17 protein-coding genes are annotated in these 16417 nt (G+C 42.2%); 3 read left to right on the top strand and 14 right to left on the bottom strand.

Annotated features, from left to right (window positions below; translation table 11 throughout):
• From MHH49_RS27950 to MHH49_RS27965, 4 genes are all read right to left on the bottom strand, one after another.
• Positions 1–1689, bottom strand: a complete 1689-nt coding sequence (locus MHH49_RS27950) for a VWA domain-containing protein (RefSeq protein WP_341138699.1) — start codon at positions 1687–1689, stop codon at positions 1–3.
• Between the two features lie 13 nt (positions 1690–1702).
• Positions 1703–2446 (bottom strand): hypothetical protein, encoded by a 744-nt coding sequence (locus tag MHH49_RS27955; RefSeq protein ID WP_036686382.1) that lies wholly within the window; start codon positions 2444–2446, stop codon positions 1703–1705.
• A 151-nt stretch (positions 2447–2597) separates the two neighbouring features.
• Positions 2598–3839: a molybdopterin-dependent oxidoreductase gene (locus MHH49_RS27960; RefSeq protein ID WP_076104290.1), complete on the bottom strand. Its 1242-nt coding sequence runs from the start codon at positions 3837–3839 to the stop codon at positions 2598–2600.
• 51 nt (positions 3840–3890) lie between these two features.
• On the bottom strand, positions 3891–4769 hold the full coding sequence (locus MHH49_RS27965; protein ID WP_036686616.1) for a LysR family transcriptional regulator: 879 nt from the start codon (positions 4767–4769) through the stop codon (positions 3891–3893).
• Positions 4770–4884: 115 nt separating this feature from the next.
• Between MHH49_RS27965 and MHH49_RS27970 the strand changes: the two genes are divergently transcribed.
• A complete protein-coding gene (locus tag MHH49_RS27970) occupies positions 4885–6174 on the top strand; it encodes an adenylosuccinate synthase (protein WP_341138700.1) in 1290 nt (429 codons plus the stop codon).
• A gap of 143 nt (positions 6175–6317) precedes the next feature.
• On the opposite strand, the gene MHH49_RS27975 is transcribed toward MHH49_RS27970, so the two are convergent.
• On the bottom strand, positions 6318–6506 hold the full coding sequence (locus MHH49_RS27975) for a hypothetical protein (protein ID WP_036686376.1): 189 nt from the start codon (positions 6504–6506) through the stop codon (positions 6318–6320).
• 119 nt (positions 6507–6625) lie between these two features.
• Positions 6626–7867, bottom strand: a complete 1242-nt coding sequence (locus tag MHH49_RS27980; RefSeq protein ID WP_036686374.1) for a stalk domain-containing protein — start codon at positions 7865–7867, stop codon at positions 6626–6628.
• 167 nt (positions 7868–8034) lie between these two features.
• Here MHH49_RS27980 and MHH49_RS27985 point away from each other — a divergent pair, with 167 nt between their 5' ends.
• Both MHH49_RS27985 and thyX read left to right on the top strand, forming a co-directional pair.
• Positions 8035–8571, top strand: a complete 537-nt coding sequence (locus MHH49_RS27985) for a GNAT family N-acetyltransferase (RefSeq protein ID WP_339173743.1) — start codon at positions 8035–8037, stop codon at positions 8569–8571.
• A complete protein-coding gene (gene thyX, locus MHH49_RS27990) occupies positions 8568–9284 on the top strand; it encodes an FAD-dependent thymidylate synthase (protein WP_038570515.1) in 717 nt (238 codons plus the stop codon). The genes MHH49_RS27985 and thyX overlap by 4 nt, the downstream gene beginning before the upstream one ends.
• Before the next feature lie 55 nt (positions 9285–9339).
• On the opposite strand, the gene MHH49_RS27995 is transcribed toward thyX, so the two are convergent.
• From MHH49_RS27995 to MHH49_RS28030, 8 genes are all read right to left on the bottom strand, one after another.
• Complete coding sequence (locus tag MHH49_RS27995) at positions 9340–10746, bottom strand: GNAT family N-acetyltransferase (protein WP_341138701.1); 1407 nt, start codon at positions 10744–10746, stop codon at positions 9340–9342.
• A gap of 103 nt (positions 10747–10849) precedes the next feature.
• Positions 10850–11578 carry a DUF4163 domain-containing protein gene (locus tag MHH49_RS28000; RefSeq protein WP_076104294.1) on the bottom strand — a complete coding sequence of 243 codons (729 nt, stop codon included), beginning with the start codon at positions 11576–11578 and terminating at the stop codon, positions 10850–10852.
• A 283-nt stretch (positions 11579–11861) separates the two neighbouring features.
• Positions 11862–12389, bottom strand: a complete 528-nt coding sequence (locus MHH49_RS28005; protein WP_076144030.1) for a hypothetical protein — start codon at positions 12387–12389, stop codon at positions 11862–11864.
• Between the two features lie 24 nt (positions 12390–12413).
• Complete coding sequence (locus MHH49_RS28010; protein WP_305953727.1) at positions 12414–12872, bottom strand: outer membrane protein assembly factor BamB family protein; 459 nt, start codon at positions 12870–12872, stop codon at positions 12414–12416.
• Positions 12817–13104: a hypothetical protein gene (locus MHH49_RS28015; RefSeq protein ID WP_076104298.1), complete on the bottom strand. Its 288-nt coding sequence runs from the start codon at positions 13102–13104 to the stop codon at positions 12817–12819. Before MHH49_RS28015 ends, MHH49_RS28010 begins: the two co-directional genes overlap by 56 nt.
• 697 nt (positions 13105–13801) lie before the next feature.
• Positions 13802–14809: an ROK family protein gene (locus tag MHH49_RS28020; RefSeq protein ID WP_076101721.1), complete on the bottom strand. Its 1008-nt coding sequence runs from the start codon at positions 14807–14809 to the stop codon at positions 13802–13804.
• Positions 14802–15488, bottom strand: a complete 687-nt coding sequence (locus tag MHH49_RS28025; protein WP_036686363.1) for an N-acetylmannosamine-6-phosphate 2-epimerase — start codon at positions 15486–15488, stop codon at positions 14802–14804. The genes MHH49_RS28020 and MHH49_RS28025 overlap by 8 nt, the downstream gene beginning before the upstream one ends.
• A gap of 8 nt (positions 15489–15496) precedes the next feature.
• Entirely contained in the window at positions 15497–16414 is a 918-nt protein-coding gene (locus MHH49_RS28030) for a dihydrodipicolinate synthase family protein (protein WP_076144032.1), read from the bottom strand.
• Positions 16415–16417 lie beyond the last annotated feature (3 nt).

Consider the following 16417-nt stretch of genomic DNA (forward strand, 5'->3'; position numbering starts at 1 on the left):
TTACATTTGAACATTGAGCAGGTTGCCGATTTTATAGACTACATCCTCTGTATCTGCATTGATGTTGGCCGCTTCATTTATACTCGAAATACTCTCAAGCGCCTTGATATTCGCATTGTAGCCAATCGTGTAAATCGGGATTTTGTAGGTCTCAATCAGACCTCTGATATCATTCAAGGAATGCCCTTCATTGGTCTCCCCATCACTTAATACAAAGATCAACGGCTTCAGATCCGGATTTAACTGTAATTCTGTTTGAAGCATATGAATGGCTACCGCGATTCCGTCAAAAGTAGCCGTCCCCCCATTTGCTTGGAGGCTGTCAATCGCACCAACAAACATGGACTGCTGGTTCGTGTCATATTTTCCAATCGGAAGATTGATTGTAACGTTATCAGAGTAAGAGACAAAACCAATGCTGTTATCCTTGCCCAAGTACTTCTGGCCTGTTAATAAAGATTGCTTTAAACGGTTCAAGGGTTCCCCGTTCATACTTCCTGAGACATCTGCTACAAATACTGCGGCGATAGGTTTATTGCCATTTTTCTTCTCTTTCCACAGCTTCTGAGCTGAGGATATGAGACTGCCATCCACTGTACTAAGCTCTGATTGGTAATCATTAAGACCATTGAAGCCTTTTTTCTCACCCAGCTCCTGGTATTTATCCAGTTCAACAAACTCAGCAAACTTCTTAATAATATCGAGTTTTTCCTGAGGAAGATCACCCAAAGCATAAAGCGGGCTGTCATGTCTTACACCAAAAGGAGTGAATACATACCCCCCTTTCAAATCTGTTGCATTCACAAAGATCTGGTATTCTAAGACAAAAGCATCAAGCTTACCGGTTTTTGCAGCCTCTCGCATCTGTAAAGTGGTTGAGGCAATAAAGGGAACATTTGCTTGGAATTTCTCAAAGCCCTGCACTGCTTGCTCACCAAGTAAATCTGCACCGCCAAACGTCCCAAGCGCTGTTACCAGAAAATTCAAACCCGTAGAACTGGCAAAAGGATCGGTATAACCCATTGATAATTCATTATTTGCTATGGCGTCTGTAACCGTCTTTACGTTTAAAGAACCGTATTTCTCTATTAGTTCATCATATTTCGCCTTACTGGTAACAATACCAGCTACATTACCTATAAGGCGTTTAGTGATTAGCTGCGTGTTCATCCCGTTTGCTTTTACCATTTCGCCCCACAACTCATTTGAAGGGGTAAAGGCATCTGGCACATACTTCCCAGATCTTATGTAATCTGTCGCTGTACCTGAAGCAATATTACGGATTTTCACAGAAACGTGACTCCCGTTCACCTCAATATTAGAGTTGTTAAAATCTGTAGCAACTTCATTCAGCCACCCGTCATTACCTGTTCCTGATTTTTCAGTAGAAGAGAATATCTCTACAAAGCTATCTGTTGTATTGTCTACGGATACAGGAAACTTTGAGATATCTGGTAATGAATCCCCAATCGCAACAGGATCCAGGTCAATCTGGCCTTTGATTTGCTCAGCCGTAGTCACGTTTATGTTCTTGTATAGCTTCTCTAGCTGCTTCCCCGCATCTTCGGAAGAAATCTGGGTTTTGGTTTTTCCTATATTAGAGGTTAAGGTGATTCCAAAATACACGAGAGCAAAAACTACCACAGTAATGGTCCCTAAAACTGCTACTGTTTTTCCTTTATTAGCCATACACATCTCCCCTTCATTGCTTATAAAATTTCGTCTGCTTGATCAGCTCATCGATTTCCTTCATACAAGGCATCTCTTCAACATCTGTATAATCTGTACTGTCGAGTAGCGATATTTCCAGCAGCAGCTTATCCAGCTTCAGCAGAATCTCTTCATTTGCCCCAAGATACCCTGTTACGTAGGCCAAATATTCATTGTACAAAGCTGTCTTTTTCTGCACCAATTTTTCTGAGAACTGCGAGGGTCTATGCCGGCTGGAGAAAAGGGTGAACTCTGAGGCATCAAATACACTGAGTTTATTCAGAATCCCTCGAATGTTCAGGTAAAAAAGCTTCGCTACTTCATAACTGACTGCATTAAATTTTTTGAAGCTAAGTTCAGTGGATTCGAATCTCTGACCTAAAACATCTAACAAGGTACTTCTCTTCTTTTCCATCCGGGATATCTGATCTAGAGCAAGCGCAATGTCTTTTTTCAGTACTTTGACATTTTTGTATTGAGTAAGCGCGGCTATATAATCCTCATAAGATTTCAGTGTTTTCACAGCAGGGATAGATGAAGGTTTAAACAATAAAATATAACTTCCATAAAGAATAACAAGTAGACTAACAAACAACAATGTCACACCCAAAGCGGTTTCAAATACACTGGTTCCTCCGATTTCCACCCCTAATAAACCTGGTGACAACACGATAATGTTCAGTAGTACCACACCGAGAATAAGTCCCAACAGCTTTATGGCTCTAACCCCGTTCATCACAACCACCTCCTGCATCCAGTCACTTCTATTGTATGGAGCAATTTCTGTTATTACGTCTCTTCATTTGCTATATGTTAAAAAAATAAGGAATTAATCAACAAAAAAACCTTAACAGGCAACAAGCCCATTAAGGTTAACGATCACTATTTTATACCCACGCATCATTTGAATACCCGCGTTGCTCCCAATATCCCGTATGATCGCCTTCGATCAGCTCAATCCGGTTCAGCCACTTCACAGACTTGTATGCGAACATCTTCGGAACGATTAACCGTACAGGACCGCCGAGATCGCTAGGAATCGGCTTTCCATCATGCATTACTGCGACCAGCACATCATCCATGTCAGCTTGTTCCAATGTGAGCGTATCCGTGTATACACCATCACCAGAATAGAATTTCACAGTCTTAGCTGTGGGCTTCACACCGGCCTGACTCAAAAGATCTTTTAGCTTGATGCCTTCCCAGGTATTCTTATAGACTGACCAGCCTGTCACACAGTGAAAATCACTCACCTGAACGGTCCGCTTCAGCTTTACGAACTGTTCCCAGTTCCACTTGAAATTCTGCTCCACAAGCCCATCTATCGTAAAAGACCAATTGTTGTTCGTAAACTCCGGAATCGGAGTGACTGTGTAAACACGGAATTGTCCTTGCGCCCCTCCTCCGAGAGGGGGTGAGGATGCCGCCAGTGGCTGGGGTGCAGGCAACAACTGATTGCGATCACTTTCGATCAGCTTTTCAATCGTTTCGCTGCCCCCGATATTTCCAATTGAACTGCCGAGCCATTTTATAAACGATGGGCCTATAGTTACCGCAAGCCCAACACCAATCGATCCGCGTATGAAAGCTCTACGTGTATAAACCGGCTGCGGGGTTTCCCGATGATTCGAAGGGCTACCTGTCTCAATGCCGCTTTTCACTACCCGGCGGCTCGGTTCTTTAAGCCATTTTACCCGAGTCAAAGAATGATAAATAATATAAGGAAGGCCTATCCAGGTCAATAAGTCATGGACGACCAGAGCAACGTTCGATACATGTGGACCCACCACGCGGAATTGCCAAAGTAGCACTCCTGAAACGAACCAGCCTAGCAGCAATGAAAGTACAACGATTACATTAAAACGTTGCCAAGGCCGCTCCTTCAATTGTTTCCAATGTTTCCCTGCCAGCAGCAAATAATAAATAACCGGAATAATCGAAACAACACCGACCACGATATGAAGCCCTTTGATCCATACTCTGCCTTCCCCTAAGAAGCCACGCCAGAAGCCACCTACAAGTACAAGTCCTGTGAGCGTGAGCAACACAACCAGCCAGCCATTCCAGGTATGAAGCGCCCGAAGCTTTTTCCCGTATCCCTTGCGCAGCCGAGCCAGTAAAGAATTCATTACCTTTCCTCCTCTTCACTAGGTATGCTCAAATTGCTCTTTATCCTGATTCTACTCTAATAATGTTAGAAAAGACTTTGAAGCAGCTGTAAGAGGAACTCCACGCAGGGTAGCAATTCCTATGTTACGTTCTGGCAAAGGTGGGTCCAGAGGAATCTCGACAAGCTCACCTTTCTTCAATTCTTCGGTTACGTAATCACGAATAACAAAAGCAAGGCCAAAACCACGTTTCGCAAACTGAACAAGCAAATCCACACTGCCCAGTTCAAATTCAGGTGTAATCGTCAGATGATTAGAAGCTAAAAACTGATCCATATACTTTCTGGTGCTCCCACCCGCTTCTAAGCATAACAACGGATACTGCTGAATGTCTGCAAGCGGCATGGTCTTGTCCGCCAAATGACGAAAACCTTTGCCTCCTACAAGGCAATCTTGAAGCTGAGTACTTTTGCGAAAATCAATCTGTTTATCAGATGTCGGCAAGCTGACGATACCAAAATCAATTTTCCCTTCTTTTAAAAGCGTAAGTGTTTCTGGTGTCGTACGATTCGTAATATGAATGCGGATATTGGGAAATTGTTCGTGAAATTGCTCCAAAAAAGGCAACAGATAATATTTGCATAAGGTGTCACTTGCTCCGATATGAATCTCGCCGCTGTTCAGATTGTTCATATCTGCGATCGCTCTTTCGCCCATGTCTACATGATGAAAGGCTTGCTCAATAAAGCTAAGCAGTACTTTTCCTTCTGTTGTTAGATCAACCCCGCGAGAAGTGCGAAAAAATAACGGGCCGCCCATTTTCTCTTCCAATTGTTTAATCGTGTGACTTACTGCCGGTTGTGTAATATTGAGTCGTTCTGCCGCAGCAGTTAAGCTCCCTGTATTTGCTACCCAATAAAAAGAGCGATACCACTCCAAATTAATGTCCATCCCCACGTCATTACTCCACCTTATAATAGATATAACTTATATCAATTTTTCTAATGATTTAACTAGCATTATACTTAGTCCTGTAGCCAAAAACAAGCTTGGGAGGCGAAAACGCGTGACCGTAATTGCAATTGTAGGAGCAAACTGGGGCGACGAAGGAAAAGGAAAAATGACGGATGTGCTAGCTGCACAATCTTCCTTTGTCGTTCGTTTTCAAGGTGGTAGTAATGCTGGGCATACCATCATAAACCAATATGGAAAATTTTCATTGCATATGCTGCCATCTGGGGTATTTTATCCTTCCGTTACAAACATTATTGGACCAGGAACAGCACTTGATACAGAAGTATTAATAAAAGAACTGAAAGCTTTAACGGATAGAGGCGTGCCAAAACCTAGGTTATTCGTATCCGAACGGGCGCAAATCGTGCTTCCAATCCATCGTTTGTTTGATGAACTAGAAGAGGAACGTCTGGGATCTCAAGGATTCGGTTCAACAAAACGAGGAATCGCACCATTTTACGCAGATAAATATGCAAAGCTAGGCATACAGGTAGCGGATTTATTTGATCCTGCTCGACTTGAGAAACGTCTTGAACAATTACTCGCTTCCAAAAATATATTACTTGAGCATTTATATAAGAAAACGCCTATCCAAATCTCGGAATTAATGGTTCAGCTGCAAGAAGAAGCTGCACAGCTAGCGCCTTATGTAGCCAATACAACAGACTTACTGCAAGAGGCTTATGCCAAGGGAGAGACTATTTTACTTGAAGGTCAGCTTGGGGCTCTGCGTGATCCTGATCACGGTATTTATCCTTACTCCACCTCCTCTTCAACACTTGCCGGGTTTGCACCTGTCGGTGCTGGTCTTCCTGCAGCAGCTATCACGAATGTCATCGCTGTAACCAAGGCCTATTCCAGTTGTGTCGGCGCTGGACCTTTTGTTACGGAATTAGAAGGACCCGTAGCGGATGAACTTCGTACAAGAGGTGGCGACGCCGGGGAATTCGGGGCTACGACTGGCCGTCCTAGACGTATGGGCTGGTTTGATGCTGTAGCTACTCGTTACGGTTGCCAAATGCAGGGTGCCACTGAAGTCGTGTTGACTAATCTTGACGTGCTTGGTTATTTGGATGAGATTCCGGTTTGTGTGGCTTATGAGCTTGAAAATGGAGAGATCACCGACAAGTTCCCGGCTACGAATAAACTGAACTCTGCAAAACCGATATTCACGCATTTATCTGGCTGGAACAGCGATATCTCTCAGATCACCGACTTCGAAGATCTGCCAGAACAAGCTAAGCTTTACATTGATTTTATTGAAACCTCTATTGGCACGCGTATTACTACGATTTCCGTGGGTCCTAGACGCGAACAGGTCATTAATCGGATAACGAAATAATCATATACGTACTAAATCTCTGTAGAATTTAAAAGAAGCGCCTCTCTTATTAGAGAAGCGCTTCTTTGTTTTATTCATGAGAAGGGCTGCCTCATACGTAGAAAAATCCACTTTTAAGACAGCCTCTTTTTTGTGTACTCTTTTTAAATCAACACGGCATCTACTTTTGTCTGCGGAGCCTTGTCACAGCGTTTACAGACCTTAACGACTGCTCCATCCGTTTTTTTCTTGGGATAAAGCAGCTTAATACGGGTGTTCTGACAGATTGGACAAGTCCCTCTGCCCCTTGATGGTAAATTCCAAAGTGCATGTCCACGTTTTGACTTTGCCATGAATAAACCCCTCATTTCGAACAACAATAGTCAACACTTTAATTCTGAAAGTGCTTCTCCAAAATGATATGTCGCAAAGACAGGCTCTATGACTAAAGTAACGCAGAAATAAGGAAGAATTAATTCGTATAGATCATGGAGACAACACCGTTCGTAAAGGTAACATAGTTATAATTACCATACTGCCAGGTCTCCACTTGAATGCCACTACCTGATAGTGTAGATTTACTTATTGGCTTACCCCAACTAAACTCCACTTGCTGCTTGGTCATCCCAGTAGCAACTATGCTCTTTTTAATCTTAGTCCAAATCGCATCCGACCACTTATAGGTCTTAAATGGATCCGTTGTTAAGAAATATTCTTTATTTCCTAATGTACGGATCAACTCATCTCCCGACATTTTATAAGAGTTAAGAATTTGCCCCGTCGATAAAACCTTAAATGAAATGGCGAATTCACCTTCATAATCAGGTAGAATATCTACAATAGTGACTTTTTGGAACTTATAATCGGAGTCGAATTGATTGAGCCAATATGTTTTTCCAATGAACTTAACGAGGTTTCCTTGTTCTTCCTTCTTAAAAATCTGCGCGGTTTGTTTCGTATAGGCGAACAACTCTGCTTTGCCGAAGTAGATCTCCATCGTCTGATAATTTCCATCCCAAATTAACTCTGCTGACAGTGCAGTCTTTAAAAGCGTGGCAGGAAAAACTGTAGATCCGTCGATCTTTTGCACTTTACCACTCATTTTGACCTTCGCACCATTCACCATTGCAATATCGCTTCCGAGTTGAAGCTGTATTGGCAAATCACCTAGACGAATGCTAAAGGTTTTAGTTGCTGTATTAACTTGGACTGTTGCTCCCAACGTTTGAAAAACCGATTGAACCGGCAAATACATTGTTCCATTAACAAATGCACCTTGATCAATATCATGGTCCGCACTGATCGAAACTTTTATTGTTTTGGTATCTGATCCTGAAATGACCGTTACGTTCGTTTCTCCTACCGCTAAGGCTTTCATTGTGCCATCGGCTTGCTTTTGCAGCAAATAAGGCTTTTCAATTACGACATTTGCTTGAGCTAACGGGACGCGTTCGGATATGCCATCGGCATCTTTAGCATAGATTTGTACCGGAACATTATCCCCAACAGTGATTTCCGTAGCATCCATCTGAAATATCAAATCTTCAACCTGCTGATTGCCTTCATTGTATGATGACGAAACTGAACTGGCACTCCGTAAAATACTACCTTGATCGTAATCGACGTTACGCGTATCTGCCGCCTTCACTGTATGTATTGGACCCAACATAGATACTGCTAACGCTGCAGTGATGCTCCATTTAATAGCTTTCATTTTCCTTACATCCCCCTCTAAATATATAAACCTTAATTACTGTATCACAATTCCACAATTTTACTAGAGAAAAATTTACAGAAATATTTTTTTGTATTTCTAGTGAATTTACTCCGTGATAATTACAGAGTCTTCCATTATAATCATTGATTAGGAGGTGTTAGCCCGTGGAGATAATAGCCGACAGATTGATATTAAGAGATTATACAAGCGATGATTTTTCTTTTTATGAAGAACTGGAACTTAATCCTTTGTCTCACAAATATGAAAACACCGCACCAGATGCAAAACAAATTAAAGAGAACTTCCTTTCGATTCTGACTCAGACTACCTGCGATCCGCGTGAGCATTATGATCTAGCAGTATGTACAAAGCAAAATAGAACCCCCATAGGCAACGTAAGTATAAAGTTAAATTGGGAAGAGATCAGAGAGTGGGAGATTGGCTGGGTCTTACTGCCGGAATACTGGAAAATGGGCTATGCGACAGAAGCCGTCAAAACACTGATAGGCTACGCCTTTAGCTCTCTTAATGCCCATAGAGTCGTTGCCTATGCCAATGCAGAGAATCTTCAATCTGAAAAAGTTATGATTAGAGCAGGAATGATTAGGGATGGAATCCTAAGAGAGACTAGATTTTGCAATCAACAATGGTGTGACGAACTCATTTACTCTGCTTTGGAAAAGGAGGCTACATTAAATTGACAACAATCAAAGTTTTAAATGAAGGTTATGTAAGATTAGTAGATCATATGGGCTCAGATTTAACGGTTGCTAACGCTGCGCGTGTTTCTTATGCAAAACAATCTTTTGAGCTTAGTGATCGGGATATTAAACTAATAAAATTCCTTGCCCGTGAAGGACATACCTCTCCTTTCCGCCATGCCATCACTCAATTTGAGGTTTATGCCCCATTAATGGTTGCGAGACAGTGGTGGAAATACGTAGTCGGTTCTGCTCATTACGAAGGTACTGGAGATAGCTTGGAAGCCTGGAACGAATCCAGCCGCAGATACATAACAGAAGAACCCGTTTTTTATCAACCTGCTGCGGGAGAATGGAGATCCAAACCAGAGAATTCCAAACAAGGCAGTGGTGACATCATTGCATGGGAGCTTGGTGAAAAATACACCCGCGAGCTTCAAGAATACACCGAGTTAGGATTATCTAAGTATGAAGCCGCTTTAGCAGATGGCATATGTGCTGAACAAGCAAGACTGTTTCTACCTGCTTATGGATTATTCGTTCGTTGGTACTGGACAGCTTCAGTTCAATCTGTAGCTCATTTTTTAAATCAAAGACTGGAGCATGACGCTCAGAAAGAAATTCAGGAGTATGCAAAAGCAATTTTATCGCTAATTGAGCCACTATTCCCTGTCTCTTTTGATCAGCTGCTGACTACCGGCTCTGTAGATTAATTTAATTTCCTTATATAAAAAAAGAGCCGCCAAACCCTTGGCGGCTTCTCCCTTTTCACACTACCAACCCTCGTATAACTTCAAACTCGTCCCTACTGACTTCAACGAACCCGAGTGATGTATATAAATTCGAAGCACGTTCGTTCTCGATCCGATGGCCAATAACGATTTTGTCGCAATGGTGTTCTGCTTTAATATAACGAATTAAGGTATCCATACCCGTTCTGCCTAAACCCCTGTTCTGGTATTTCTGGTCAATCATAAAAGCCATAATCCAATAACTTCCGTCCTCAGGATCTACGCTATACACAGAGAAACCTACCAATTCTTCATCTGCGTATAAAGCGAGCGGGGTCATACCACAATAAGCTGCTTCTGCTAACCAATAGACCACCGGTACAGGAAAAATAGCCTTTTGCTCATCCGATACTTCTAATTGAGTACAAGCGTACCAGTTTTTTTCAGTGATATCCTTCAGCACTATATGTGGTTGAAAGCCGGTTCGTAATCGGTCACAAATTCTTTCTAATTTCAGTTTAAGCTGTTGCGCCCAATCCGGGAAAATAGAATCATCCGAATTCTCCATACACCGAAGTAATCTAGCAAAACTGTATAAGTCTGCAAATCTTTGAAATTCAGGTATCAACTTAATATACTCATCATCTAGCTGCTTAACCGATCTATATCCACTAATAAAATGGTCAATGTTTCTTCTACTTTTATCATCATCCGATTCCGTCAGGTCTCTTAACGCCGATGTAATATCCATCGCAAACCAGTGATACATAGAGTCATCAAAGTCGATGGCACTGTAGCGGGATTCTTCTTGCATATAAAAGATATTATCCATCTCAAAATCATAATGTACGAGCCCAGTATGCCCCACTCCAAAAGGGAGCTCTGATAACCAAGCTTCAATCCGCTCATATTCCTTAAGCGCCTTATGCTCCTCAGGATGCCTGCTCAATACGGAATAAATAAAATTCAATGAATCGACCCAGCTTTTGCGATAAGGCGTGCTCGGTGCATAGGTTTCAGAAAAATTATGCAGACGTGCAAGCGATTGGCCCCATTGATAAAAATGAGGTTCCTTCATCTCATCAAGTGAAACATATTCACCCTGGGCCTGTTCAAAAACTACCCCGTGGTATCGCCCGTGATTCGTTAACAACGTTTCAATCCAATTGCCAGACTTAGAACGCACAGGAGCGACGGTCTCATAACCTTGCTCTAATAAATACATCATAAAATCCAGCTCTGCCTGGATATTGTCTGCAGAATTATCCTCTTCATGAGTAAACCTTAAATAAAAGCGTTTACCATTCCACTGAAAGGTATAAATAAAATTGCTACTGGCCCTTACCATCTTTAAAGTTCCAGGCTCATGATTCCAATACTTAATCATTTCTTTAGCAGGAAGATCGTTCTCCGTTCCCCGCACCATGTTCATTAAAGTCATCATTGTCCGATAGTGCCTCCTGCTTCATGACGGATTTGATTCTGGGTTCCCCATTAACATTATCGGTAAATTATTCTATTAAATCAAGGGAATTTAATAGGCTCTATTATTTCTGGAAGAAAAAAGTATTCAGCTTAGGCTTCAGTTTGTCATACTTGATTTCAAACTCAGCATGATCTCCGATAGCATGAGAAATCTGCACACTTATCCCCAGCGTATTCTCCGTCAAGTACCATCTTATATCCGCTCCACTAGTATCTGCGTGCTGAAGTGAAGTCAGCCATTCCTCATCTGATCTTTCAGTAAGAATATTCTTTTGCTCAATAATATCGGATTGAAGTTCACTTTCCTTCAGCTCCTTCAAAAATTCCGCATCGATGGTCACGATATCAGTTAATTGTAGGGGTTCAAATTTCTTCATATCAATATTTATAGTATCAAAAATATCTACAGGATGAGCAGCACCTTCAACATAACTGTATCCTGAAAACTGAATACTTAGTAAGCCCTCATTTTCTAAAGATACAGAATAATCCATATCTAAACTAAAGGTCTCTTTTTCCTCCGGAGAGTAATTATCCAAATAACTATAAGCACGTTCCTTGATCATTTCATTTAACTTCTCTTGTTCATTCGGTTTTCCAAAAATAGATATTTGCGGATAGTTAATATTAATTTGTTCATTGTAAGTATATAACTCCGGAGATAATTCATAAGAAATGCTGTGTTGATTTTCGATTAGCTTAGTTTCGTTTATGTGGTTTTCAAGTGTCGGCTCCTTGTTAGTACAAGCTGTTACAGCACACATTACTACAGCAAGAATTATGGATAACATGGTGGTTTTCTTAATATTAAAGCTCCTTCCATCAAAATTGAATTATGATTTGAGCTACAGCGCTTTTGTTCTCCCACCATCTCTAATGTATTGCCCCTTTTTAATAATTGAAGGTGGTGATAGATCTAACCTTTTACTTATTTCCTCAAAATCTATATTTTCATCACGAACTATAAAAGAAAAACTTCCTTTCATTTGGCTTTCCCTATCATATCTATAGCATTTTATAAAAAAACCTTTTCTAATTAGGACTATATAATTCACTGTGCCGGAGCAAATCCTCTTAGGCTTTGATAGTTTGAAGGTCTCTGCGGACGTGAACAAATTCCCCACCAAGCGACTCATCGTCCTCTACCCAGTCATATTTCAGAATAAGCGGAGCAGGCACAACAGTCTCCAGTTGCTCTACAATCTCCCGGACATCATCATTCTGGAACATGACACCCAAAGAATCGGGCGAAACGGTCAACCCCAAACGTTCGACGACTGCAGCGTAGTCAAAAGTCTCCGGCTCCATTTCATATTCTTCTAGAACATCACCTCCAGCATATCTGTCCAGTATTTCCCCATTCTGATAAATGAATATTTCCAACACTTCATCATCAAAGTATCCTATAGCAAGTACAAGGGAAGAGATCAAGTTAGACAAAGATCTGGCGCTTTCACCAATCGTTTCCCAGTTGAATTTCTCCCCCAGTACTGTTGTCCAGCCTTGGGACTGCCCGATGTAGTAGCTTCCTTTAGGTCTTAGCCGTTTCAAGCTCTTCAGCACGGCTTCCTTATCGATGGGTAAACACGTGGAGATTAGCAAATGAAGTTCCCATTATTCAACCACCTAACAAATGAATTCCCCGCCGGTCAAATTTACGTATAAATTACCCTCTGCGCCCAGGGAAGGGCTGGTGTCAACGTAACTTTCCTCCGGTTGGTATATCCATTTCACTTCGCCATCCGGAGCAATGGCATATAACTGGCTAGAAAGACACCAATACATAACCCCATCCTGATCTATGACAGGGGGACGGTGCCCTTCTCCTTGACCCATCCGTTTCTCCCACAACAACTCTCCATCAGGACTAAAAGCATAAAGTTTGGAATTCACATTTTGACCAACATATATGATTCCTTCACGGGAAATAACCGGATCGCACCAAAATATGGACGAGCACTTGTAAACCCATCTTATGGTTCCATCCGCGTCAAAAGCATAGAGTCTCCCAATAATTTGTGACTCATCTTCATATGTACACAGGTAAATATGGTTTGCCGTATTGATGATTAAGCTCGAAATCACCCTGCCCCACAGCTAAAATGGCTCTCCCTTGTTCATCCACTGTAAACGGGCTTAATCCATATGAAAAATCCGGCCGCCCCGAGTCAACAACTCGCTTCAAAACTGAAAGCGATGTTGGAGCTCTGAATCGGGATTGTCTGGTCCAATTCGCATCAATGGGATTAATGGCTAATGGACGATAGCTACCTTGTTGAAAACCGCCTATTCCTTCGTTGTTATTATAATCGACCATAGTTTGCCCATCCTTTGTTATATAAGTTAAGGGATACAAATTGGATATCTTGTATTTCTTAAGCCTAATTAAAATCTTAGCTAGGCTGGTTTGGTCAAACAAGTTTATCCGAGCCGGACCAGTTAAGGTCGAATTTCCCCGAGTCTTTGGACACATTGAATTCGTCGTAGCGATATCGTGTGATATACTCACATTAATGAATCACCATCATAAATTCAACGTAAAAAGCGAAAAACTGCTCTCTATAACATAGGTTAGTTGTGTTGATGGTTGAACGAAGGGTTCATTCGGCATTGGGTACTGGGGTGGGCTATAACTAATAAAAGAAACCACATGGAGTATTATTCACATGTGGTTCTAACTTAATTATTTAAAAAATTAATCAATCCCAAAACACTAATCAATCTTCAATGGCTCAATTACACCGGATCTCAGGGGAATCTGAGGAATGGAATAAATGTATTCTATACAGTTATTTCGTAGGCAAATGCAATCATTTTGACTTTAGTTGCATTTTATACAACTAAAAACACGAGAAGCCACCACTAAGGCTGTAAATCAAGAAAATAGCTGTACAAAATACACTTATATCCATCGGCTTGAGGGATTCGAGAAATATAGTTGTACGAATTACAATTAAATGCTTCTACGTATTGCTCCCGGTGACTTTCTATACAGATAGATTGTGCATAGATCCTTATAGCTCTGCTCTCTTTACTTTATTGGGGCTATACTCCCACACCTGCAGCCCCGCTCCGATCATTCCACATAAATTACCATGATAGGCCGCTTCAATACGAACATTTTCCAGCATCGATGGCATTACTCTGCTCTTTACTTCTCTTCTAATGCCTTCAAATAAAAGTTCGCCTGCTTCAGCCACTCCACCGCCAATGACGATGACTTTAGGGTTAAAAATATGGATTAATGAAGCGATCGCGGATCCGAGCGCAGCAATCGTGTCTACCATTAACTCTGTAGCCAGAGAGTCACCCGCCCTCCATCTCGCTAACACTTCCCGTGAGTCTACGTTCTCTGGGGACTGGTTATGTAATAAAAGCTTGTCGCGCATGCGACGTGCGATACTTGTGCCTGAAGCATACTGCTCCAAGCAGCCTTTTCCACCACAAACGCATGCAGGACCTTTGAAATCTACGGACATATGGCCTAACTCTCCAGCCCCACCCCAAGAACCATGAACAAGATGGCCGTCTACGACTATCGCTCCACCCACGCCCGTACCAAGGGCAAGACAGATAAAGTCTTTTACCTCTTTGCCTGAGCCTAAATATTTCTCTGTTAATGCTAATACATTCACGTCATTATCAACGATTACTGGAAGTTGAAACTGTGTCTGAAGCAAATCCTTCAAAGCTGTGCCAGCATAGCCAGGGATAAGCTCCGAAGCGGAGCGGACACGCCCCGCCTCCCAATCCATTTGCCCTGCTGATCCTACGCCAATTCCTTGGAGCTGAATTCCCGCTTGTTGTGCTGTTATTTCATCCATTAATGTCTGAATTGCTAGTATAATGCGATCCATTGTTTTCGTCTGTCCAGCCAATGTGCTTAGGCTTACAGTATGTAAAACGCCCCCTTGTGAAGAGACGAGTCCGGCATTAATTTTCGTGCCGCCAATATCTACTCCGATCGCATATTCTATATGAGGATCATATCCTTCCACCGCGGACTCACCTCCGTCAGTCATCGACATTGCTCACGGCCTTAACATATCTCGAAGTGATTAATTGTGGCCTAGTAATTGCACTTCCTACAACAACATATGATGCCCCTGCATTCTTAGCTTTTGCTGCGTCTTCCGGTGTCCATATACGTCCTTCCGCAACAACAGGAATGTTCACAGATCCGCTTAATTGTTGAATTAAGACAAGGTCCGGTCCTTCCTGCTGTGTACTGTATGGGGTGTAGCCTGAAAGCGTGGTACCGATAAAATCCACACCTAATTTCTCAGCGGCAAGCCCTTCCTCAAATGTAGAAATATCCGCCATAACAAGCACACCTCTCAGATGTGCATATTCTATTAATGGCTTTACTGACTCTAAGCGTTCTTCCCGATTCGTTACATCAAGCGCAATAATCTCTGCTTTTGCAGAAACAATCGCCTTCACTTCATCTAAGGTTGGTGTTATAAATATGGCTGATCCGGGAATCTCCCGTTTAATAAGTCCAATGACCGGTACATTTACTTCTTTTTTGATAGCTACAATATCTGGAACACCATTTGTCCGGATTCCTATAGCTCCTGATTGAACCGCTGCTCTTGCCATTTTAGCCATTGTATCCCCACCATGAAGCGGCTCATGCTCAAGTGCCTGACAGGAAACAATCAGACCTTTCACCGGAAAGATATCACTTATTCGAGTCATTATTAACCCTATCCCTTCGCTTCAAGAATATAGTCTAATATTCTATTGTTCAGAGCTTCCACCCGCTCCTGATCGGAATCCTTAATCGGTAAAAGTGGCATTCTTGGCTGACCTGTTTCAAATCCGCGCACACTAAGGATCGCTTTACACGCACCATATAATGAAGGAAAGGATAGCAATTCAACAATGAGCTCATTGATTATGAACTGCCATTTCTGCGCCTCAGCCATCTCTCCTTGCACATAACATTGTTCCACTTTTAGGAATAACTCGGGCATCACCCCATAAGTTCCACCAATCCCGCCATCTGCCCCAATACTGCGGCCCGCCAAATACTGCTCATCAGGTCCATTTAAGACTAGAAAATCCTTCCCGCCTACGGCTTTAAATTGCTGAAGCTCAAACGTGCTCTCCGCCGAAATTTTCACCCCGATTACTTTATCCTGAGCTGCCATCTTAATCAGCAAGCTTTTCGATAATTGAAAGCCTGTAGTTTGCGGGATGTGATAGATAATAAATGGAAGCGCCGTACTATCAATAATCGCCTGCCAATGACTTTCAACACTGTCCGGAGACAGACGATAATAAATCGCAGGAACAGCCGATACGGCATGTGCGCCAACTTTCTCAGCATGGATAGCTAGTTCAACACTGTCTCTTGTAGATGGAGCACCCACGTGAGCAATGATTGTAAGCTCTTTTCCAACCTCTGCTATAACTGCCTCGAGCATTTGTTTGCGTTCTTCTACAGATTGCAGCATACCTTCGCCAGAGCTTCCGCCAACATAAAGACCTTTTACTCCGGTAGTAGCATAATGACGAGCTAATTTCCGGGCTGCTTCTTTATCGATTCCCCCCTCAGCATCATAACTGGAGTACATAGCGATAATAATGCCTTTAAAGGATTCAAGCTCATATGATTTCATAAA

Origin of the sequence: Paenibacillus sp. FSL F4-0122 (assembly GCF_038002845.1) — a bacterium.
Lineage (GTDB): Bacteria > Bacillota > Bacilli > Paenibacillales > Paenibacillaceae > Paenibacillus_AQ > Paenibacillus_AQ odorifer.